Source organism: Helicobacter sp. NHP19-003, from assembly GCF_019703305.1.
GTDB lineage: Bacteria > Campylobacterota > Campylobacteria > Campylobacterales > Helicobacteraceae > Helicobacter > Helicobacter gastrocanis.
Genome location: NZ_AP024814.1, coordinates 828,331 through 848,252, shown reverse-complemented (window position 1 = coordinate 848,252; position 19,922 = coordinate 828,331). Strand labels below are relative to the sequence as shown.

General features: G+C 48.9%; 22 protein-coding genes and 1 other RNA gene. 7 read left to right on the top strand and 16 right to left on the bottom strand.

Annotated features, from left to right (window positions below; all coding sequences use genetic code 11):
* Positions 1 to 24 precede the first annotated feature (24 nt).
* From tolB to ffs, 14 genes are all read right to left on the bottom strand, one after another.
* Positions 25 to 1,245, bottom strand: coding sequence for a Tol-Pal system protein TolB (gene tolB, locus K6J72_RS04480; protein WP_221278956.1), 1,221 nt, complete (start codon positions 1,243 to 1,245; stop codon positions 25 to 27).
* Positions 1,245 to 1,805 (bottom strand): TonB C-terminal domain-containing protein, encoded by a 561-nt coding sequence (locus K6J72_RS04475; RefSeq protein ID WP_260320500.1) that lies wholly within the window; start codon positions 1,803 to 1,805, stop codon positions 1,245 to 1,247. Before K6J72_RS04475 ends, tolB begins: the two co-directional genes overlap by 1 nt.
* Positions 1,806 to 1,925: 120 nt before the next feature.
* Positions 1,926 to 2,324, bottom strand: a complete 399-nt coding sequence (locus K6J72_RS04470; protein ID WP_221278955.1) for a biopolymer transporter ExbD — start codon at positions 2,322 to 2,324, stop codon at positions 1,926 to 1,928.
* The gene (locus tag K6J72_RS04465) at positions 2,314 to 2,880 is read right to left on the bottom strand and encodes a MotA/TolQ/ExbB proton channel family protein (RefSeq protein WP_221278954.1); all 567 of its coding nucleotides are present in this window, start codon (positions 2,878 to 2,880) and stop codon (positions 2,314 to 2,316) included. The genes K6J72_RS04470 and K6J72_RS04465 overlap by 11 nt, the downstream gene beginning before the upstream one ends.
* Before the next feature lie 2 nt (positions 2,881 to 2,882).
* The gene (gene atpC / locus K6J72_RS04460) at positions 2,883 to 3,245 is read right to left on the bottom strand and encodes an ATP synthase F1 subunit epsilon (protein ID WP_221278953.1); all 363 of its coding nucleotides are present in this window, start codon (positions 3,243 to 3,245) and stop codon (positions 2,883 to 2,885) included.
* Between the two features lie 9 nt (positions 3,246 to 3,254).
* A complete protein-coding gene (atpD, locus tag K6J72_RS04455) occupies positions 3,255 to 4,676 on the bottom strand; it encodes a F0F1 ATP synthase subunit beta (protein WP_221278952.1) in 1,422 nt (473 codons plus the stop codon).
* 9 nt (positions 4,677 to 4,685) lie between these two features.
* Entirely contained in the window at positions 4,686 to 5,588 is a 903-nt protein-coding gene (atpG, locus tag K6J72_RS04450; RefSeq protein ID WP_221278951.1) for an ATP synthase F1 subunit gamma, read from the bottom strand.
* 9 nt (positions 5,589 to 5,597) lie between these two features.
* Positions 5,598 to 7,109 (bottom strand): F0F1 ATP synthase subunit alpha, encoded by a 1,512-nt coding sequence (gene atpA / locus K6J72_RS04445; protein WP_221278950.1) that lies wholly within the window; start codon positions 7,107 to 7,109, stop codon positions 5,598 to 5,600.
* 21 nt (positions 7,110 to 7,130) lie between these two features.
* A complete protein-coding gene (locus K6J72_RS04440; protein ID WP_221278949.1) occupies positions 7,131 to 7,661 on the bottom strand; it encodes a F0F1 ATP synthase subunit delta in 531 nt (176 codons plus the stop codon).
* Positions 7,658 to 8,170, bottom strand: a complete 513-nt coding sequence (locus K6J72_RS04435; RefSeq protein WP_260320498.1) for a F0F1 ATP synthase subunit B family protein — start codon at positions 8,168 to 8,170, stop codon at positions 7,658 to 7,660. Before K6J72_RS04435 ends, K6J72_RS04440 begins: the two co-directional genes overlap by 4 nt.
* A gap of 8 nt (positions 8,171 to 8,178) precedes the next feature.
* Positions 8,179 to 8,604, bottom strand: coding sequence for a F0F1 ATP synthase subunit B family protein (locus K6J72_RS04430; protein WP_221278948.1), 426 nt, complete (start codon positions 8,602 to 8,604; stop codon positions 8,179 to 8,181).
* Positions 8,605 to 8,664: 60 nt separating this feature from the next.
* On the bottom strand, positions 8,665 to 9,285 hold the full coding sequence (locus tag K6J72_RS04425) for a biotin--[acetyl-CoA-carboxylase] ligase (protein WP_221278947.1): 621 nt from the start codon (positions 9,283 to 9,285) through the stop codon (positions 8,665 to 8,667).
* Positions 9,285 to 10,193 (bottom strand): methionyl-tRNA formyltransferase, encoded by a 909-nt coding sequence (gene fmt, locus K6J72_RS04420; protein WP_221278946.1) that lies wholly within the window; start codon positions 10,191 to 10,193, stop codon positions 9,285 to 9,287. Before fmt ends, K6J72_RS04425 begins: the two co-directional genes overlap by 1 nt.
* A 30-nt stretch (positions 10,194 to 10,223) precedes the next feature.
* Positions 10,224 to 10,321: signal recognition particle sRNA small type (ffs, locus tag K6J72_RS04415), an RNA gene on the bottom strand.
* A 77-nt stretch (positions 10,322 to 10,398) separates the two neighbouring features.
* Here ffs and K6J72_RS04410 point away from each other — a divergent pair.
* Together K6J72_RS04410 and K6J72_RS04405 are read left to right on the top strand one after the other, a co-directional pair.
* Positions 10,399 to 11,775 carry a COG3014 family protein gene (locus K6J72_RS04410; protein WP_221278945.1) on the top strand — a complete coding sequence of 459 codons (1,377 nt, stop codon included), beginning with the start codon at positions 10,399 to 10,401 and terminating at the stop codon, positions 11,773 to 11,775.
* A 40-nt stretch (positions 11,776 to 11,815) separates the two neighbouring features.
* On the top strand, positions 11,816 to 12,736 hold the full coding sequence (locus K6J72_RS04405) for an LPP20 family lipoprotein (RefSeq protein WP_221278944.1): 921 nt from the start codon (positions 11,816 to 11,818) through the stop codon (positions 12,734 to 12,736).
* Here the strand turns inward: K6J72_RS04405 and K6J72_RS04400 are convergent.
* Positions 12,711 to 13,340, bottom strand: coding sequence for a galactosyltransferase-related protein (locus tag K6J72_RS04400; protein WP_260320497.1), 630 nt, complete (start codon positions 13,338 to 13,340; stop codon positions 12,711 to 12,713). The genes K6J72_RS04405 and K6J72_RS04400 overlap by 26 nt on opposite strands.
* Before the next feature lie 5 nt (positions 13,341 to 13,345).
* The gene (locus tag K6J72_RS08365) at positions 13,346 to 13,567 is read right to left on the bottom strand and encodes a glycosyltransferase (RefSeq protein ID WP_347709328.1); all 222 of its coding nucleotides are present in this window, start codon (positions 13,565 to 13,567) and stop codon (positions 13,346 to 13,348) included.
* Between the two features lie 74 nt (positions 13,568 to 13,641).
* Here K6J72_RS08365 and K6J72_RS04395 point away from each other — a divergent pair, with 74 nt between their 5' ends.
* Genes K6J72_RS04395 through K6J72_RS04375 form a run of 5 tightly spaced genes read left to right on the top strand, consistent with a single transcriptional unit; the run spans position 13,642 to position 19,903 of the window.
* Positions 13,642 to 15,315 (top strand): 30S ribosomal protein S1, encoded by a 1,674-nt coding sequence (locus K6J72_RS04395; protein WP_221278943.1) that lies wholly within the window; start codon positions 13,642 to 13,644, stop codon positions 15,313 to 15,315.
* A gap of 8 nt (positions 15,316 to 15,323) precedes the next feature.
* Positions 15,324 to 15,839, top strand: coding sequence for a hypothetical protein (locus tag K6J72_RS04390; protein WP_221278942.1), 516 nt, complete (start codon positions 15,324 to 15,326; stop codon positions 15,837 to 15,839).
* Positions 15,840 to 15,849: 10 nt separating this feature from the next.
* Positions 15,850 to 17,427 carry a phosphoglycerate dehydrogenase gene (gene serA / locus K6J72_RS04385; RefSeq protein WP_221278941.1) on the top strand — a complete coding sequence of 526 codons (1,578 nt, stop codon included), beginning with the start codon at positions 15,850 to 15,852 and terminating at the stop codon, positions 17,425 to 17,427.
* Positions 17,428 to 19,260 carry a menaquinone biosynthesis decarboxylase gene (locus K6J72_RS04380; protein WP_221278940.1) on the top strand — a complete coding sequence of 611 codons (1,833 nt, stop codon included), beginning with the start codon at positions 17,428 to 17,430 and terminating at the stop codon, positions 19,258 to 19,260.
* Entirely contained in the window at positions 19,250 to 19,903 is a 654-nt protein-coding gene (locus tag K6J72_RS04375; protein WP_221278939.1) for a YggS family pyridoxal phosphate-dependent enzyme, read from the top strand. The genes K6J72_RS04380 and K6J72_RS04375 overlap by 11 nt, the downstream gene beginning before the upstream one ends.
* Positions 19,904 to 19,922 lie beyond the last annotated feature (19 nt).

Genomic DNA, 19,922 nt, shown 5'->3' with positions numbered 1-19,922 from the left:
CTCTTTTAACAAGACTTAAAGCGACTACCAGTCAAAGGACTGGACATTGAGATTTTCTAGGGGAAACAAGTAACTTTGGTTGGTTTCAAGCAAAATCACGCCCAACGCGTTTTGCGCCGCTGCCTTCTTTAAGAACATCACCACTTTGCCATCCTTAGAAAATCTAGGCATTTGATTCACCCCGCTAGCCGTCAAGCGGCGTACATAATCGCCCTTTAGGCTGATTAAATGCAAGTTAAAGGGGCTTTGGCCGTTGGCATCCCCCTCTTCTCGGCTCACATACACCACATAATCCCCAAAAGACGCGACCGAGTCGTTGTTTTTGGAATAAAAGACCACTTGCTCTACAGGGGCGTTTAGGCTCAGTTTTTTTAGGTAGACATTAGGATAACCCGAGCGGTCCGACACAAACACCATCGCCTTTTCATTCTCCACAAAATTACCCATCACATCGATCCCGCTGTAAGAAGTGAGTCGTTGCAATTCTTTATCCTTTGTGTCGTAAAGGTAGATGTCTGTCTGCCCTTTGGGTGCAAGGGAGAGCAACAACTTACGCCCATTGGCACTCACGCTAGACACGGCTGCCATGCCCTGACTTTGGGTGATCACTTCACTCTCGCCTGTGCGGACATTGTATTTAATGATCGTGGGCTGGCGCAAATACTGGGTGTAGTAAATTGCGCTCTGATCGGCATTCGCCCATTTGGGGAACACATTTAAAAGGTTATTTTTAATGATTTCTTGCTGGTAAGTGAGCGTGTAATCGGCAACCACAATGCTTGTAACCCCGGGGCGCAAGAATTTAGAGAACACCACCATGCGCGCCATCCAATCGATGGGGGCAGCGTTGGCAATGCCATTGGCATCTATGGCGATTTTATGGGCGATGAAGGGATAAAGCTCTTTGGTGTTGAATTGGTAATCCTTATTGCTTTGGACTTCCTTAGTGGTGGCGTTGTAGAGTTTGGCATTAATGACATTGGGTTGGCTGGCCTGCAGCTGCACCACCAACTGCGCCCCCTGTGCCTCATTGGCCGCCACATTAGCCCCCAAAGCGTTGAAATGTCCGCTCACCTTCAAATCCGCCACAAGCAAATTTGCAATCTTTTTTAAGTAGGGGTCGTTGCCTATTGTGCTTACAAGGACTTTAGGCAATTTTTCAATGGTTTTGACAATGTCTAGGGTCGCATCCGCTGCACTCAAAAACCCTAAACTCAAGGCTATAAAAAGCCACATGATCCGCATCATTTGTCCTTTGTTTTGAAGTTGACTTTTAAAGTGATCGCCCGCCCTTGCGGGTAGGGGGGAAAGTTCTGCCCTTGCAAATGGGTCAATAATTTTTCTATTTGCTGGTTATACTCCCTAAAGGGCGAAAAATCCACAAGACTAAAGCGCATCTGTCCGCTGGGATAAATGGTGATGAGCGCCCCCACAGAAGTTTTTTGATCAAAGCTTGACTTCCACTGGGAGTACAAAATTTGATAAATGGCGGCAAACCATGCCTGGTCCTCTTTGAGGGCGCTCTCTTCCTCTTTGGGGACTTGCACCTCCATTTTTTTGGCCTGCAAGTCTTTGATGTCCTCTAATTGCGCCAAACTCTCTTGCAGGTCCTTAAAGGTGCTTGTGTCTAGCTTGTCAAATTGGATGTTTCTTAGCAAGTCTTGGGCTTTTTGCACGGCCTTGGCTTCTTGGGGGTCATTTTCAGGGGCTTGTTTGTCTGGGATGGCGCTAAACATGTCCCTCACCCCCAGACCGATCTCTTGTGGGGTGGGGCTAGGAGGGGGCGGATTGTCGATCAAATCCACCTCTATGGGGGGATGGCCAAGGGGGGATGCTTTCAGCGGGTTTAAAGAGCAACAAGCCCAAAAGCAAGGCATAACACAACAGGGCTAACAAGCCACAGCCCACAAATAGACCCGCACGCATCAGGCACTTGTAACTAGAGAAACCTTGTAAAACCCCGCTTCTCTAAGGCTCTTGAGAAGATAAATGATTTTGTCGTAAGTGAGGCGTTTGTCCGCCCGTACATGCACGGCCATGCTCTTGTCCAGCTGTTTTGCCCACAGTTGGAACGAGTCGGCAAAATTGGCGAGTGAGTAGGTGCGCTCATTGACATAAATCTTGCCCGCTAAGTCCATACGCACCTCTAAAAATTGGGTTTTGGACGCACGGGCGTTTTTAGAGCCGTGTGGAAGCTGGATGTTTTCTTTATAGGTGATCGTGGGCGTGGTGACCATCAAGATTGCTAAAAGTACCAACATGATATCCACCAAAGGGGTGATGTTGAGTTCGGGTTTGTCATTATCCCAAACTTCAAAATCCATCATGCTCTTTTGCCATTAAAAAATCGATTTGCATTTGGGCATACACAGAGAGATCGTAGACTTTGCGCTTTAAAATCAAAAAGAAAGAGTAAGCCGGGATGGCGGTCAAAATCCCTGCTGCGGTGGCGACTAAGGCTTTAGAGATCACGGGGGCGATCACATCAAAGGACACTTGTCCACCCAAACGGCTAAAGGTTTCTAAAATCTCCACAACAGTGCCAAACAACCCCACAAAGGGGGCGGTGCTGGCGATGATGCTAAGGACCACTAACCCCGTGGTGTTCTCCTTTAAAAGCTGGTTTTTCCACACCGCCAACCACTCTTTCGTGGGCTTTTCAGGAGCACTGCTAAAGAGTGCGCTTTTTAAGCGCAAGTCCTTGCGCGCTCCCGCCATGAGCGCCTCCAAAGAGAGTTGCTCCTTAGAAACATTGCCTTTGATCGAGACATATTTATAAAAAAACACCCAAAGGGTTAGGATCAAGTAGAAAGAAAGCCAACCGAGCACAAAAATGGGGACAAACCCGCTCGTCGCCAAGAAGTTTTGGATCGCCGCCACGGCTACCTCAAACCGTGCGCTTCAATGCGGGCGATCACGCTAGAGATTGCAAGGCGATCTGAACTAGCATCTTCTAAGAGTTTCTTTGCCTCATACACGGCATCATCGCCCTTGATGAACACTGCGCCATCGGCGAGGATATCCACGCTGTCGCTACGCACTTCTACATAGCCCCAACTGATGGCGATCAAGCTCACTTGCCCCTCTCTAATGATCTCAATCACCCCACTTTTGAGTAAGGACACTAGGTTGCTGTGCCCCTTTAAAACCCCAAACTCACCCTGAGCTCCGGGCAGTGTTACCCGATCCACTTGTCCAGAAAAGATCAAACCTTGCGGGACAACAATACTCACCGCTAATTCCATCTGCAATCCTTAAGAAGCGTTCTTTTTGCCCTCTGTTTTCATTTTCTCGTATTTCTCCACGACCTCTTGGATATTGCCGACCATGTAAAAGGCGTTTTCGGGGATGTCATCGTATTTGCCCTCTAAAATCCCCCCAAAGCCCTCTAAGGTTTCTTTGAGCGTAACATACTTGCCCGGGCTGCCGGTGAAGACCTCTGCCACAAAGAAGGGCTGGGATAAGAATTTTTCTACCTTACGGGCGCGTTCCACAATCTTTTTATCCTCTTCAGAGAGTTCGTCCATCCCCAAAATGGCGATGATGTCCTGCAAGTCTTTATATTTTTGCAAGATTTGTTGGGTTCCCGTAGCCACTCTGTAATGCTCATCGCCGATCACCTGCGGGTCTAAAATGCGCGAAGTGGAGTCGAGCGGATCGACTGCAGGGTAAATCCCCTTTTCGGCAATTTTGCGGTTAAGCACGGTGGTCGCATCCAAGTGGGCGAACACCGAGGCGGGGGCGGGGTCGGTCAAGTCATCGGCGGGCACATACACGGCTTGCACAGAAGTGATCGAGCCGTTTTTGGTGGAGGTGATGCGCTCTTGGAGTTTGCCCATTTCACTGGCCAAAGTGGGCTGATAACCCACCGCAGAGGGGATACGCCCTAAAAGCGCGGACATTTCCGCCCCCGATTGGGCGTATCTAAAGATGTTGTCAATGAACATCAAAATATCCAAGCCCTTTTCATCCCTAAAATACTCCGCCATCGTTAGCCCTGTGAAGGCGATGCGATTCCTTGCCCCCGGGGGCTCGTTCATTTGCCCGTAGCACAGGGCAACTTTATCCAACACCCCGCCCTCTTTCATTTCGTGATAAAGGTCGTTGCCCTCTCTGGTACGCTCACCCACACCGGCAAAGACAGAGTAACCGCTGTGCTTGTAGGCGACATTGTGGATGAGCTCCATGATGATCACGGTCTTGCCCACGCCCGCGCCCCCAAAAAGCCCCACCTTGCCGCCCTTAGAATAAGGGGCTAACAAATCCACAACTTTGATCCCCGTTTCAAACATTTCGGTTTTAGTGCTTTGTTGATCGAAAGCGGGTGCGTGGCGGTGGATGGGCCATTTTAAGGTATTCTTCTCTAGGGGGGGCTGGTTGTCAATGGGCTCGCCGATCACATTGAAAATGCGCCCCAAAACCCCCTCGCCCACGGGCACTTCAATCATGCTGCCCCGCGCCACGACTTTTTGCCCTCTGGTTAAGCCCTCTGTCATGTCCATCGCAATGGTGCGCACACGATTGTCGCCCAAGTGGGCGGCGACTTCCAACACCAAGTGCTTTTCCTCGCCGTCAAAGTCGTAGTGTATGTCTAAAGCTTCGTAAATGGCGGGCAAGTAGTCTTTGAAATCCACATCCACCACAGGCCCCATGACCTGAATAATTTTACCTTCCATAATTCTCCTTTATTTGATCGCTTCCACACCGGCGTTGATCTCCACAAGCTCTGTGGTGATCGCCTCTTGGCGGGCTTTGTTATAAGAAATGGTGAGCGTGCGGACCAAATCCGCGGCGTTGTTTGTCGCCGTGTCCATCGCTTGCATGCGTGCGCTGTGCTCAGCGGCTAGAGAGTCTAGCAAGGCGTAATACATGTTGAAGTGGATGAATTTGCGCGCAAGCGAGTCTAAAATCACGCCCTCATCATTGTCTGGCTCAATCACGATCCCCTCGCTTTCGCTCTTGGCCTCTTCAATTTGGGTGCTAAAATCTAATGGCAAGATCGTTTGCACCTTCATTTCTTGAGAGATCATGTTTTTAAAGCCATTGTGCACGATGATGACACTGTCAGTCAGCCCATTTAAGTAGTCTTGTACGGCGTTGTCAACAAAGGCCGCCGCTCTGTCGGCATCGGGCGATGAGCTCAAATCCGTGGCTCTGTCTAAAAGATCGATCCCGTTGTAGGTGAAGTAGGCGATCCCCTTTTTGCCAATCCCCCTTAGGCGCACCTTGACATTTTGGGTTGTGTAGTGGCTGATCAAGCGCACCACTTCCTTGATTGTGGCGGCGTTAAAGCCCCCACAAAGCCCCTTGTCCGCCGTAACAAAAATGATGTCGATCTTTTTCACTTCGGACTGTTCGAGCTTTAGGAAATATTGACTCTCAATGCTCTTAAGCCCCCGCGTTTTGATCTTGGCGCAAATGTCGGCAAAGACTTCGTTTAATTTATTGGCAAAGACTTTGGAGCGGCGCGCCACTTCTTCGGTCTTTTTGAGCTTAGAAGTGGAGACGAGCTTCATGGCCCTGGTGGTTTTTTGCGTGTTCTTGACGCTGGCGATTTTCTTTCTAATGTCCTTTAAATTGCCGCCCATAGCACCCCCCTAGAGAGAAAAGCCCAGCTTAAATTCTTCAATGGCCGTTTTCAACATGGCTTCTAAATCCTTGTCAAGGGCTTTTTTCATGCGGATGTCCTCTAGGATATTGGGGTATTTGGACTCCAAGAAGGGATAAAGGCTGGATTCAAAGTCCACAACCTTTTTGGCGGGGACATCGTCTAAAAAGCCCTTAACGCCTGTGTAGATCATCACAATTTGTTTTTCAATGGGTAAAGGTGAATAAGGGGGTTGTTTCAACACTTCCACCATGCGCTGCCCTCTTTCTAGCTGTTTGCGGCTGGCCTCATCTAAGTCGCTGGCAAATTGCGAGAAGGCTTGCAACTCTCTATATTGTGCCAAGTCTAGGCGCAAAGTGCCGGCGACTTGCTTCGTGCCTTTAATTTGTGCCGCCCCACCCACACGCGACACCGACAAGCCGACATTGATCGCGGGGCGGATACCGGAGTAGAAAAGGTCGGTTTCTAAGAAAATCTGCCCGTCTGTGATGGAGATCACATTGGTGGGGATGTAGGCGGACACATCGCCAGCTTGGGTTTCAATGATGGGCAATGCGGTGAGCGATCCCGCTCCTTTGTCATCGCTCATTTTGGCGGCGCGCTCTAAGAGTCTGGAGTGGATGTAAAAGACATCGCCGGGGAAGGCTTCACGCCCGGGGGGGCGACGCAAAATCAAGGAGATTTCGCGGTAAGCCACAGCGTGCTTGCTCAAGTCATCATAAATGATCAAAGCGTGCCGGCCTTGATCTCTAAAATATTCCCCAATGGTAACCCCGGCATAAGGGGCGAGGTATTGCATAGCCGGCGAGTCGGAGGCGGGGGCATTGACCACCACGCTGTACTCCATCGCGCCGTATTCCTCTAATTTACGCACCACTTGGGCGACGGTGGATTCTTTTTGTCCGATCGCCACATAGATGCAGATCACATTCTGGTCTTTTTGGTTGATGATTGTGTCGATCGCCACGGTCGTTTTGCCGGTTTGTTTGTCCCCGATGATGAGCTCCCTTTGCCCCCGTCCGATGGGCACGAGAGCATCGATGGCTTTGATGCCCGTTTGCAAGGGCTCATGCACGGATTTTCTATCCATAATGCCCGGGGCTTTTTGCTCCACGAATCTAAAGGTGTCGGCTTCAATCGCCCCCCGCCCGTCAATGGGTTCGCCCAAAGTGTTGATGACCCGCCCCACGACCGCATCGCCCACAGGGACTTTCATGAGTTGTTTGGTGCGTTTAACCGAGGTGCCTTCTTTGATGTGCTTGCCCCCGCCCAGCACAATCACCCCAATGCAGCCCTCCTCAAGGTTGGACGCGAGCCCTCGATCGCCCGTGTCAAATTCCACAACTTCGTAAGACATCACATCTTTGAGCCCATAGACTTTTGCCACACCATCGGCGTAGGCGATGACCCGCCCCACTTGGGTGATGTTGATGTCGGGAGTGAAGTTTTCAATGCGCTCTTTAATGATTGCGCTGATTTCTTCGGCTTTTAGTTTTAACAATCTGTCTCCTTTTTTTAAAGTTTACACCGCTTGCATGATGTGCTGTCTAAGCTGGTTGAAGTAATTCTCTTTGTAAAAAGCGATCTCCACTTCCAAATCCGGGATCACCAAACGAACGCCCTCTTTGTCTTGGTGCAGAGCTTTGAGCTTGAGTGAGATGTTAAAATGCGCCGACACTCGCCCGGCAAGCTGTTGCACCTGCTCTAAAGACAGCTCTTTGTCGCTGTAAAGATAGCCTTGATAGATGTTTTCCTCCCTTTGGGCTTGGGCTTTTAGGGCATTGTAAATCAAGGGCAGCAAATTTAGGCGTTTATGCAAGACCAACAGGCAGATCAAATGATGCAATTTGCCCTCTTTCTCCTCCAAAAAATGTTCTAAAATCTCTTGTTTTAGGCTGTCGGGATAGTTGGGGGAGTTGATGAGATCTGCAAAATCGGGATAACTATAAAGAGCGCATAGAGATTCCAACGCTTCCATTGCTTGGGTGAGCTCTTGCGGACTTAGGGCTTGGCGTAGGGCTTGGGTGTATTTGGCGGCGATCAGCTCTATCATTGGGCTACTTTGTTGTGGATTAGGTGCATGTAAGTGGGGGTGTTAAACTCGGCCTTAGCTCCCTCAAAGAGATCGTTCAGCACTTCGGCAATCGCCTCGGCCTGCATGCGCTCGCTCTCTTTTTCTTGCATGGCCTGGTGTGCTTTAATCAGCTTTTCAATCGTGGCTTTAGATTGCTGGTCATACTTTTGGGCGAGTAAATACGCTTCTTGTTTGGCATTAGAAACGATTTGAGTCGCTTGCGCCTTCGCCTCCTCTAGGGCTTTTAATGCCTTTTCTTTCTCTTCTTTGGCGGCTTGGCGTTCCTCTTGGAGCTGTTCTAGGCTTTTGGAGATTTTTGCCCGCCTTGTGGCTAAAATGTTCTTAAAGGCGTTGCCCGTGAGATACCACAAAATCCCCATGAACAAAATGAAGTTGAGTATCCGCATCACAATGTCTGTATGCCCTAGAGGGGCAGCACTCGCCGCGCCTCCAAAAACCAAAAATCCAAACAACATGCGCTGTAACAAAATCAACCTTAAATTTGAGATATTTTCAGTTTCAATAACGCCTCTAAAGCGGGCAAATCACGGGCTAATTGTAATTTCAAGTTACTTTTACTTTCCTTTAATCCCAGGCTAACTTGCTCGGCTTGTTTTTCTAGTTCCTTTTCCTTTTGCGCCACAATCGATTCGTAATCCGCCCTCGCGTTGTGGAGCGCATCTTGCAAGATTTTATCCGCTTGCACCCGCGCCTCTTTTAGGATGTTTTGGGCTTCTTTGTGGTGTATGGCTGCCTCGCTGTGGAGCTGGTCTATGTTGCGTTTGTCCTTTGCCATGGATTCTTGACGCTCATCCATATATGCCAACAAGGGCTGATACACCCACGAATTAAGCAACACCAACAAGGCAAGAAAGGTGACAAACACCACCGCCATTAGATAGACATTGATCGAAATGCTCATGCGTCAAATCCTTTGGTTATGAAAACCCCCATTCTAGCACGCTTAAGCTTGTAGCTGGCTTTAGCGCAGGGCGTGATAGACTTGTCCGGCGATCTCTAGCCCACCATCGGGGTGCATTTTGGCTGTGGATAGGGAGATCAATCCGCTTTCGTGTTTAAAAAATTGCCCAGAGTGGGTGCGCTCAAAGTCTTGTTTATAAGCCTTAAAAACCTCTGCCCACTTGGGGGCAGTTTCTATGCGCTCTAAAAACGCTTGCAGGGCCTCTTTAGCGCACACAGCTAAGGCGGCGTGTTGATCCGCACAAATGTTCAATCCAATCCCACAAATGACCATGTCCTTGTAAATTTGGCTCATCACCCCGCCCACTTTCGCCTCTCCAACATACAAATCATTAGGCCACTTGAGCCACACCTCTTGATGCCCCAACGCGTGTAGGGTCTGTTTAAAGAGATAACCAAAATACAAACTTAAACTCTGTTTAGGGGTGTTGGTGTCCATCACACAAGCAAAGGAGAAGGTGAGAGCCTCATTGACGCTCTCCCACACCTGCCCCCGACTGCCGATGCCCGCACTTTGCTTTTTGGCCCACACACAAATGGGGGGCTTTAAATGTCCACTCTTGATCTGCGTGGCGAGATAAATCTGCGTAGAAGGCAGGCTGTCAAATTCTAAAATCTGCATTAGCTTAGAATGTCGCCTATTTTTAGGCGTTTGCCACTAAGATAACTCTTAGCCGCGACTTTTTGTTTCCCCGGGGCTTGTAATTGGGCGATTTTGAGCACCCCCTTAGCGCACCCCACCAACACCCCCTCTCCATCTAAAGTTAAAATCTTGCCCTCGGGGTGTTCTTGGGCTACGCTTAAAAGCTCTAGCCCAAAAAGTTTCAAACCACTTGGCAAAAACACCCCGGGCCACGGGTAGTAGGCGAGGTATTTTAAATAGACTTGCCTCGCCTCGCTAAAATCCACAAGCCCATCGACTTTGCTGATTTTCTTGCAATAAGTGGCTTGGCTGTGCTCTTGGGGAGTGGGGGTGATGTCCTCGTAATTTCTCAGTACGCTTGCCATGAGCTCTGCCCCCAAGAGGGCGAGCCTTGCGCCCAAATCTTGTAGGTTATAATCCTTGTCCTTTTCAAACGAAGCCACGCCCAAGATGTCGCCCGTGTCCATTTGTGCGTCCATTAAAATCACGCTCACGCCAAATTGGGGCAAATCGTGCAAAATCATTTCTTGCATGGGGCTTGCCCCCCGAAATTGGGGCAAAATCGAGCCGTGCAAGTTTAAACAAGGGGCCATGTCTAGCAAGGCCTGGGGCAAAATCTTGCCATAGGCCACAACCACGATTTTATCGGGCTTAAGTGCGGCGATGGCTTGCAGGGCTTTGGCATCAATTTTATGGGGTTCCAAAATGGGGATATTTGGGTGGTTTTCTAAGATAAAGGCCTTGGTTGCGCTGTCTTTGGGGGTGTGATGCCTGCCAAAGGGTTTGCTAGGCTGGGTTACAAGCCCGACAATGTCAAAGCCCTCTAAAACGAGTTGTTGCAACACCACACGGGCAAATTGGGGAGTCCCCATGAATAAAACACGCATTCCATAAAACTTCGATGTGGTTTAAAAAGCCCCTTCTCAGATGGCTAAGGCACACAAGACTTTTAGTTGCTCTGCTGTGTTCCCACCCTGAAGCGTTGTCTAAAAACCCCATTGCATAGGTCTAAGAAAAGGCAAACTAAATTATCTTATATGTTTGCTTACATTTTGATAAAATGGCAAAAAGGCTCTTTAAAGGGGTGTGGCGATGAAAAAACTTTATGCGTGGGTGCTTGCCATTGTTGCGCTGGGCTTTTTGGCGGGTTGCACGGGCAATCGAGAGCAGTTACAACGCTTTAACCAAATCTATTACAGTGGAGAGCAGTTTAACCAAGCCTACGCTTTTTCTAAAAAAATGGCGCATAAGGACCACAGCAATGCTTTGTTGTGGGACTTGCAACAAGGCATCAGTGCTTTAATGGCAGATCGATACCGGCAATCCATCAGGGCTTTAGACCTCGCTGAGTTACGCTATGACCACCACCACAACCTCTTTAGCCGCTCTTTAGGCACTGTGGGGGCGGTTCTGGTGAACGACAATGTCAGGGCGTACACGGGCAATGTGTACGAGGGTGTGCTCCTCAACTACTACAAAGCAATAGACTATCTTTTAATGCGCGATCCCAAGGACGCACGGGTGGAGTTTAACAGGGCGAACGACCGCCAAAGACGGGCGAAAGAGTTTTACAATAAAGAGATTCGCAAGGCGGTTGAGAAAATGCAGCAACAAGGCTCAAACCGCCTAAGCGCCGAGCAATCCAATAGCCAAGTGCAAGAAATTTTAGACAATGAATACTCTAATTTAAACGACTTCTACGCCTACAACGATTTGATCAACCCCGTGGTATCCTACCTTTCGGGGCTATTTTTTGTGGAGAACAGCGACCTGAGCAAGGGGCTAGACTACCTCAAAGAGGCCTATGGGATCAGCCACTCCACCACCATAGGCGAGGATTTATTGTTCTTCCAATACCCCTCCAAGCAACGATTCACTTGGATTTTCATCGAAGATGGTGAGCAGGCAACCAAGAAGGAATTCAAGATCAATGTCCCTTTGCCCCTGCCTAATGGGATTTACGATGCGAGTCTGGCTCTCCCACAGCTTAAAGATGGTGTAGACTTTAGAAGTTCGTTTAGCGTGCAAGTGGGTCAAAGGCACAAAAAATTTGAAAATTTATTGCTCTTAGACGCGCTCATCGCCAGCGAGTTTAAAAAGCAACTGCCCTACATCCTCACCCGCGCCATCACTTCCACCGCTCTTAAAGTGGGGTTGGAGGCGGTGTCTAACCAATATTTGGGCGTGTTGGGCGGGTTGTTTTCCTCCATTTATGCGGCGGCGAGCACCTCTGCAGACATCCGCTCCCCCGCCCTCTTTCCCCACAAGTTTTATATTTTGCGCATCAATAACAACTACAAACAGGCCGTCCACATTTTCGCCGATGGGCAAGAAATTTTTAATTTTAGGTTCGTGTCTTGTAAGGCCAGCACCCCCCCACCAGAGTCCCAAAGCTTTTGCGCCCATCAAGACCACCTTTTATACATCCGTAGTTTTGAAAACTCGGGACGGGTGTGGAGATTGTGGTAAATTGTGTTAGAATAGGCACTCTTCACTCAAAGGAGTTTTGATGCGTTTGAAAAGATCGTGGATTTTACTCAGCTTACCTTTGTGCTTGCAAGCCGTGCCCCATTGGTATGCGCACACCCCCGATAAGCCCCAGTTTTTCTATGGCAGTGGGGCAGGCGGCGACAAAGAATCCGCCAAAGAGAAGGCGTTGAACGATTTAGCCAGCAACATCTCGGTGCGTGTGTCCTCGCTGACCACCAGCACCACCACTAGAGACAACAGCAAGCTAGACAAAAAAGCCAGCCAACAGATTAAATTAGTGGTCGATTCGATCAAATTCGTCCATGTCAACACCGACAAACAAGAGTGTCATAGAGACAAGTGTTATGTGCGGGTGCGCATGGACAAGAACATGTTTTTAAACTTGCTCTCTAAACGCTATGCCAACCTTTACAACACTTTAAGCCCCCTTAAACCAACTCGGGGGTGCCACGGGATTTTCATTAAAGAAAAACGGCAAATCCAAAGCCTCTTAGATAAAATGACCCCCCTGCAAGAGATTTTAAGTGCCTATGGGCGTGCTTCTGCCCCTCTCACTTCTTATGAAGAGCTCATCAAAGCCAACAGCCCCAAACCCAAAGCGCAGATCGTCTTTGCCAGTGGGGCGGATGCTGAGGTGGTCGATGCGCTCACCGGGCAATACGCGCGTTTTGTCAACCAAACCACCGCCCCGGGCTTTTACACCATCAATAATAAGATTTTCACCAGCGAGGGCAATGGGCAGTTTCACATTGGGTTAGACATCAACATTAAAAACTGCCAAGGAGACATCATTTACTCCAAGCACCTAAACGCCGACCAGGGCACCCGTGGGGATGCGATCGAGCGCATCAAGGCGCAAGCGTTCAAACAAATGCGCAATTACCAAAACGGCGTGGGGGCAGGCACGGCCGATGTCAATTCGGACAATATAGACTTTTAGAGGGGTCTTTCCAGCGGATTCTTTGCGCTTTGAGCGTTTGTAAATAGAGGGTGTGGTTTTCGGGCAATAGGTCGCGAGTGTTTTCTTGGTGGTGCAAGTGGTAGACTAGGGCACAGAATTTGAGGGGTTTTAGCACGCCATGGTTAAAGAGAAAGCGGGCGACAAATTCGCTGTCCTCACGCCCCCAGCCCACAAAGTTTTCATTAAACCCCTCAATGGCTAAACAATCCTCTCTGCTAAAACTCATATTGCAACTACGCACCCCCACCACCATAGTGTGCTTTTGGAAAATTTTCTGTGTAACTCGGCGGTGCTTATAGATGAATTTAGCCAGACTTAAAATGCGGCGGTTTTTGAAGGATTTTTTAGCATAGGCTAGGGAAAAATCTTGCTGTCTTAAAATCTTTGCACTCTCCTTAGGTGTTAAAAGAATCCGCCCTCCTTGTAACAAGACTTTAGGGCGGGCAAAATATAAATGGTCATAGATGAACATGGGGGATAAAATAATATCCGTGTCTATGGTGATGATGTACTCACCGGTGGCTTCTTGAATGGCGTTGTTGCGGTTTTTGGCGGCTCTAAAACCTAAATCTTCCTGCCACACATGCTTTAGGGGCAAATTTTTTTGGGCAAAAAGGGGCTTGTAGCGCGCCATGAGGGCTTGAGTCCCCCCCCCCCGTCATCCGCGACCAGCACTTCGCTGGGCGAACACGCCAAATTCAGTACCGAATCGAGCACCATTTGCAAGTGCTGCTCTTGGTTGTAAGTGGTGATGATGAGGGACACGCTTTTAAAGTAAGTGTTTCTAAAGGTGCAAGTACGGCTCTTCATGTTCACTTTTTCGCCAATTATAAGGGAATTAAAGCTATAATTATAGCTAATTTTGTTGTAAAAAGGGTTTTGTTATGAATAAGGAGTTAGAGTCTCTAGGCAGTCACAGCGAGTCCAAAGAGTTCCAAGACTATATGCAAGAGTATATGCAAATCGAGGAGGTGGAACAAAAAGGTGCGCTTAGGGAGGGTGTGGTCGTTTCGATCAACGAACAAGAGGGCTACGCGATGGTGAGCGTGGGGGGCAAGACGGAGGGGCGTTTGCCCTTGAGTGAAATTAGGGATGCTCAAGGGAGGTTGCTTTTTGGCGTGAACGACACGATTCAAGTTTATGTGTCTTTAAAGGGGGAGCGCCCTAGCGTGTCCTACAAAAGGGCTTTGGCCTTTGTCAAAAACCAAGAGAAAATCCAAGCTCTGGGGGCAGATTTTAAAGATAAGGTCGTGGAGGGCAAGGTCGCTAGAGAGAACAAAGGCGGTTATATTGTGGTGGACAATGAGGGTGTGGAGTATTTTCTCTCCAAGGCGCAATCGTCCTTAAAAAGAGATGCCAAGCACACAGGCAAGCACATCAAAGCTTGCATCAGTGCCATCGACCCTGAAAACGCTTCGATCTCCATCTCCCGCAAACGCTTTTTTGATGTTTACAGCAAATACCAACACGAGCAATCCCAAAAACTTGTCGAATCGGGCGCAATCTACACAGGCGTGGTGAAAAGCGTTACAAGTTTTGGCGTGTTTGTGGAAGTGGAGGGGGTTGAGGGGTTGGTGCATTACACCGAGATCACCCATCGAGGCTCCACAAATCCGGCCAAGCACTTCAAAGAGGGCGATTTGGTGCAGGTGAAAGCCCTGTCTTACGATGAAAAGAAAAAACGCCTCTTGCTCTCCATTAAAGCCACGATGGAAGACCCTTGGGAAGAGATCCAAGCCAAATTAAAAGTGGGCTATGCCATTAAAGTCGTGGTGAACAACATTGAGAACTACGGCGTGTTTGTGGATATTGGCAACGACATTGAGGGCTTTTTACACATCTCAGAGATTTCGTGGAACAAAGATGTCAAACACCCCAGCGATTATTTAGAGTTGAACCAAGAAATCGATGTCAAAATCATAGAGATCGACAGCAAAAACCGTCGCCTGAGGGTGTCTTTAAAACAACTCTCAGATAAGCCCTTTAACGAGTTTGTGTCTAAACACCGCGTAGGCGATGTGATTGAGGGCAAGGTCGCCACGCTCACAGATTTTGGGGCGTTCATCAATTTGGGGGGTGTGGATGGCTTGCTCCACAACAAAGACGCGTTTTGGGAGTCCGATCAAAAGTGTAAAGAACATTTTAAAGTCGGGGATGTGGTGAAAACTAAAATCCTAAAAATCGACAAAGACAATGAAAAAATCTCTTTGGAGATGAAGTATTCTCAACCCTCCCCCACGGAAACCTTTAGCCAAAAACATAGAGTCGGGGATGTGATCGAGGGCAAGATCGTGGGCATGAAGGATTTTGGGATTTTTGTGAGTGTGGAGGGCATCGATGTCCTCATCAAAACCGAGGATCTCTACCCCTTGAAAAAAGAAGAGTTGAAAATGGGGGATGTGGTTACAAGCGTGGTTGTGGCGATTGAAAAGACAAACAACCGCGTGAGAGCGAGCGTGCGCCGCCTAGAGCGCAAGAGAGAGCAAGACCAGCTCCACGCTTTCAACGCTGGCGACACAAAAATGACGCTAGGGGACAAACTCAGCGGGAAGTTCTAACTTGATCGATGAAGATCGCCAAGTTTCGTGCCTTTGTACTGTGGTTTGTCGTGGCGGTGGCTCTGTGTGTGGCTGGATTTTTGGGCTATAAGATGTATCTGTCCAAAAAACACCACAAGCCCCACACCGCCTATGAGGAACACAGCATCCACACACCCAAAGAGAACACACACCTAGAGGCTCACCCCAAGCAGGAGCAAGGACTAAAGGAGGTGTTTATCCAGTCCTTACACGAAACACAGCCCCACATGGCCACAGATCAAGATCACCCCTTTCTCTACCCCTCTTTGGAGAAGAAAGTCGGGATTGAGTTCTTAGAAAACACCCCGACTCGCAAAATCCTCGTCAAAAACTTAGACAACTATAAACTCTTTTGTTTGCAAGAAATCCTTAAAACCGAACGCATCGATTTTGCCATGGACAGAAAGAAAACGGGGACGACTTTAATCATTTATTTACCCAACGCCACAGAGCAATTTTTAGAAGACTTGAAGTACTACCAAATCCCCTATCAACTTGACTAAAGGATAAATCATGCCAAAAATTGCCATTTGCGATCCCATCCACGAGAGAGGGTTAAGCCTTTTACACGAGCAAGCGGATTTAAAAGTTTTAGACTTTTCCACCCTTGAAAAGGCCGCCCTGCCTGAAGCAATTAAAGAGGTAGACGCGCTCATCACAAGAAGCATGACCCCCATAAACGCCAAACTTTTAGAAAAAGCCACAAAACTTAAAGCCATTGTGCGGGCGGGTGTGGGCGTGGATAATGTCGACATCGATTTATGCTCGCAAAGGGGCGTGGTGGTGATGAATGTCCCTACAGCCAACACCATTGCGGCGGTGGAACTCACCATGGCCCATATGCTCAATGCCATACGCCGTTTCCCCGGAGCAAACACACAGCTTAAGCACGATCGCCTGTGGAAAAGGGAGGATTGGTATGGCACGGAGCTTTATGGTAAGAAACTAGGGATCATCGGCTTTGGCAACATCGGCTCGAGAGTAGGTGTGCGCGCACTTGCCTTTGGCATGGAGGTCATCACCTATGACCCTTATATCCACAAATCCAAAGCCACAGATTTAGGCGTGCTCTACACCAAAGATTTTAAAGACATTTTAGGTTGCGACATCATCACCATCCACACCCCCAAGAACAAGGAAACGATCAACATCATTGATAAAGAGCAAATCGCCCAAATGAAGGAGGGTGTGATCTTAATCAACTGCGCTAGGGGGGGGCTTTACAATGAAGAAGCCCTGTATGCGGGCTTGAAGTCTAAAAAAGTGCGCTGGCTAGGCATGGATGTCTTTAGCAAAGAGCCGGGCACAAATAACCCACTTTTAGAACTAGACAATGTCTATGTTACGCCACACATCGGGGCAAACACCTATGAATCGCAAGAGCAAATCGCCAAAGAAGCCGCTCAAGCGGCGATGGAAGCTTTAAGGGGGAGCTCTTATCCTAATGCCCTAAACATCCCCATCCAAGACGACATCGCTCCCTACGCCAAACCTTATTTACAGCTCGCCCAAAAGCTCGGTTTCTTTTGCGCCCAGGTGCATAAAGGGGCGTGGAGTGCTTTAGAGCTGACTTTGGCCGGCTCGATTTGTGAATACAGCAATTCCTTGCTCACCTTTGCTTTAATGGGGCTGTTAAAACCTAGTTTGGGCGATAAGATCAACTATGTCAATGCCCCTTTCATCGCTAAGGAGCGTCAAATCCACTTGACCACCAAGACTCTAGAGGATGCGACCCCTTACACAAACTGCATCACTTTACAATTGAGCGCACCCAACTACAGCACCCAAATCAGCGCCACCGCCTTTAGCGATGATATTTTAAAAATCATAAACATAGATGGCTTTGAAATGGACATCCAGCCACAGGGCACGATGATTTTATTCAAAAACACCGACAAACCCGGAGTGATCGGCAATGTGGGGCACACTTTAGCCAAGCACGGCATCAACATTGCCGATTTCAGGCTGGGGCGCAACGCCAAAGCCCAAGCTCTAGCTGTCATTTTAGTGGACACGCCCATCAGCTCCACCATTTTACACGACCTACAAGAAGTCCCCCACTGCCTAGGCGTGTCTTTGGTTTCTATCTAATTGCAAGAACTCATCAGCAAGCTTAAAAGTCGGGGGGATTTGCGGGTGCTCGACACGCCCCTCGATGTCTGCTTAGAAATCCCCCACATCGCCTACATTGAAGCCAAGAAGCCCAAGGGCGGGCAAGCCTTATTGTTCACCAAGCCCAAAAGGGGCGATGTGCCCTTAGACATCCCCGTTTTAATGAATGTCTTTGGTGCGAAAGAGCGGCTAGAGTTTATCATCAACCGCTCCATTGAAAACTGCCAAGCGCAATTAGAAAGCCTACTAAATTTACAAAAGCCAAGGAGCTTTAAAGACTTCTTAGGGCTAGCCAAAAACCTTTACAACCTGCGCTTTAGTTTGCCTAAAATCTCTAAAACCCCTCCCCAAAGACAGGTGTTTCAAGGCGAGCAGGTGGATTTAGACAAATTGCCCATCCTCACCACTTGGCAAGAAGACGCCGCTCCTTTCATCACGATGGGGCAGATTTACACCAAGAGCCTTGATGGCAAACACCACAACTTAGGGCTTTACCGCTTGCAAGTGCAGGGCAAGAACCGCCTAGGTTTGCACTGGCAAATCCACAAAGACGCAAACCACTTTTTGCCTGCCTACAAAAAAGCGGGGGCGAAAATGCCCGTGAGCGTGGCGATCGGCGGGGACGCGCTTTACACATGGTGCGGGCAAGCCCCCCTACCCTACGGGGTGTTTGAGCTTGCCCTGTATGGCTTGATTCGGGGCAAATGCGCCCATTTAACGCTCTGTCTTACAAACCCCCTTGCTGTGCCTATGGACGCGGACATTGTGCTTGAGGGGTGGGTGGACCCTAACCACTTAGAGCCAGAGGGTCCCTTTGGCGATCACACGGGTTTTTACACACCTAAAGAACCCTACCCCGTTTTAGAAGTGCACGCCATGCATTTGAAAGACAATCCTGTTTATTTAGCCAGCGTGGTCGGCAAGCCCCCCCTAGAGGACAAATACATGGGCTACTTCACCGAAAGGCTGTTTTTGCCCCTGCTGCAAAAAAGCGCGCATGGGCTGATTGATTATCACATGCCCGAAAATGGGGTGTTTCATAATTTAATCCTCGCCCAAATTGCACCCAGCTACCCCGGACACGCCCACCAAATCATGCACCACTTTTGGGGCACGGGGCAAATGAGCTTTGTCAAGCATGCGATCTTTGTCGGGCCCAATGCACCCAAACTCACCGATTACCCCGCCCTTTTTCGCCACATTTTAGACCACCTAGATTTAAACCAAAGCCTATTTTCTCAAGGCGTGTGCGATGCGCTCGATCACGCCAGCCCCACCTACGCCTTTGGGGGCAAGTTAGGCCTAGTTGCCCTAGAGCCCAGCCCACACCCCAAGACCCCTCTAAAAGACCTCGAGCTTTTAAAACGCCTACAAGCCTTAATCCCCCAAGTACAGGATTTAAGGCAATACGGATTAGAGAGCAAAAACCCCATTGCCCTTGTGGGGGTGGCAAAAACCACCCCCCTAGTGCCCCTGTTTAAAGATTTAGAGAGCCTAGCCCCTCTTGTGAGCGCCTTGATTTTTGTAGATAGCCACAAGAACGACCTAGACAACCCCTACATGCTTCTTTGGCGTGTCGTCAATAATATAGATGCACAACGCGACATTTGGCTAACCCCCCCCTTAATTTGCATAGACGCGACCGACAAGGGCATATTAGAAGGGCATATGAGAGAGTGGCCTAAGGAAACGGATTGTTCTTTAAGCGTGCTAGAAAGCCTTGCCAAAAAGGGGCTCATCCCCCCTTTAAGCGACCACTTGTACCACAAATACCACATTTACAACTCCCCAAAGGGCGCACATGGAGCTTAAAAAACGCTTAGACCATCTCTTAGAGCGCATAGAAAAGGCACGTCTTGCCTACAGCCGCCACCACATTGTGCGCCTAGTGGCGGTGTCTAAATACGCCAGCCTAGAGCAGGTGCAAGAGCTTTATGCGTGCGGACAAAGAGCCTTTGGGGAGAATTACATACAAGAGTTTGGGCGTAAAGCCACAAGTTTGCAAGATTTGCCCCTAGAGTGGCACATGCTAGGGCCTTTGCAACACAATAAAATCAACAAGCTTTTAGAGCTAAAACCCGCCCTACTCCATAGCTTGCACTCTTTAGAGCTGGCACAAGCCATAGACACTAGGGCTAAAGAGCCAATAAATGCCTTGTTGCAAGTGAATGTCTCGGGCGAAGCGCAAAAAAACGGCGTGGCTTTAGAGCACGCCCTTGAAACTTACGCTAAAATCAGCCAAACATGCCCTAAAATCCATTTGCAAGGTTTAATGGCGATGGGGCCCCTTGGGGGCGATGAAGCCCAAAGCGAGCGGGTTTTTAGTGCCGCTAGGGACTTGTTTGACAAACTCCCCAAGGCCAAAACCCTCTCTATGGGCATGAGCGGGGATTTTGAGCTTGCCATCGCCTATGGGGCAAATTTAGTGCGTGTGGGTAACGCACTTTTTCACTAAGGTTTATCAAGGATTTAAA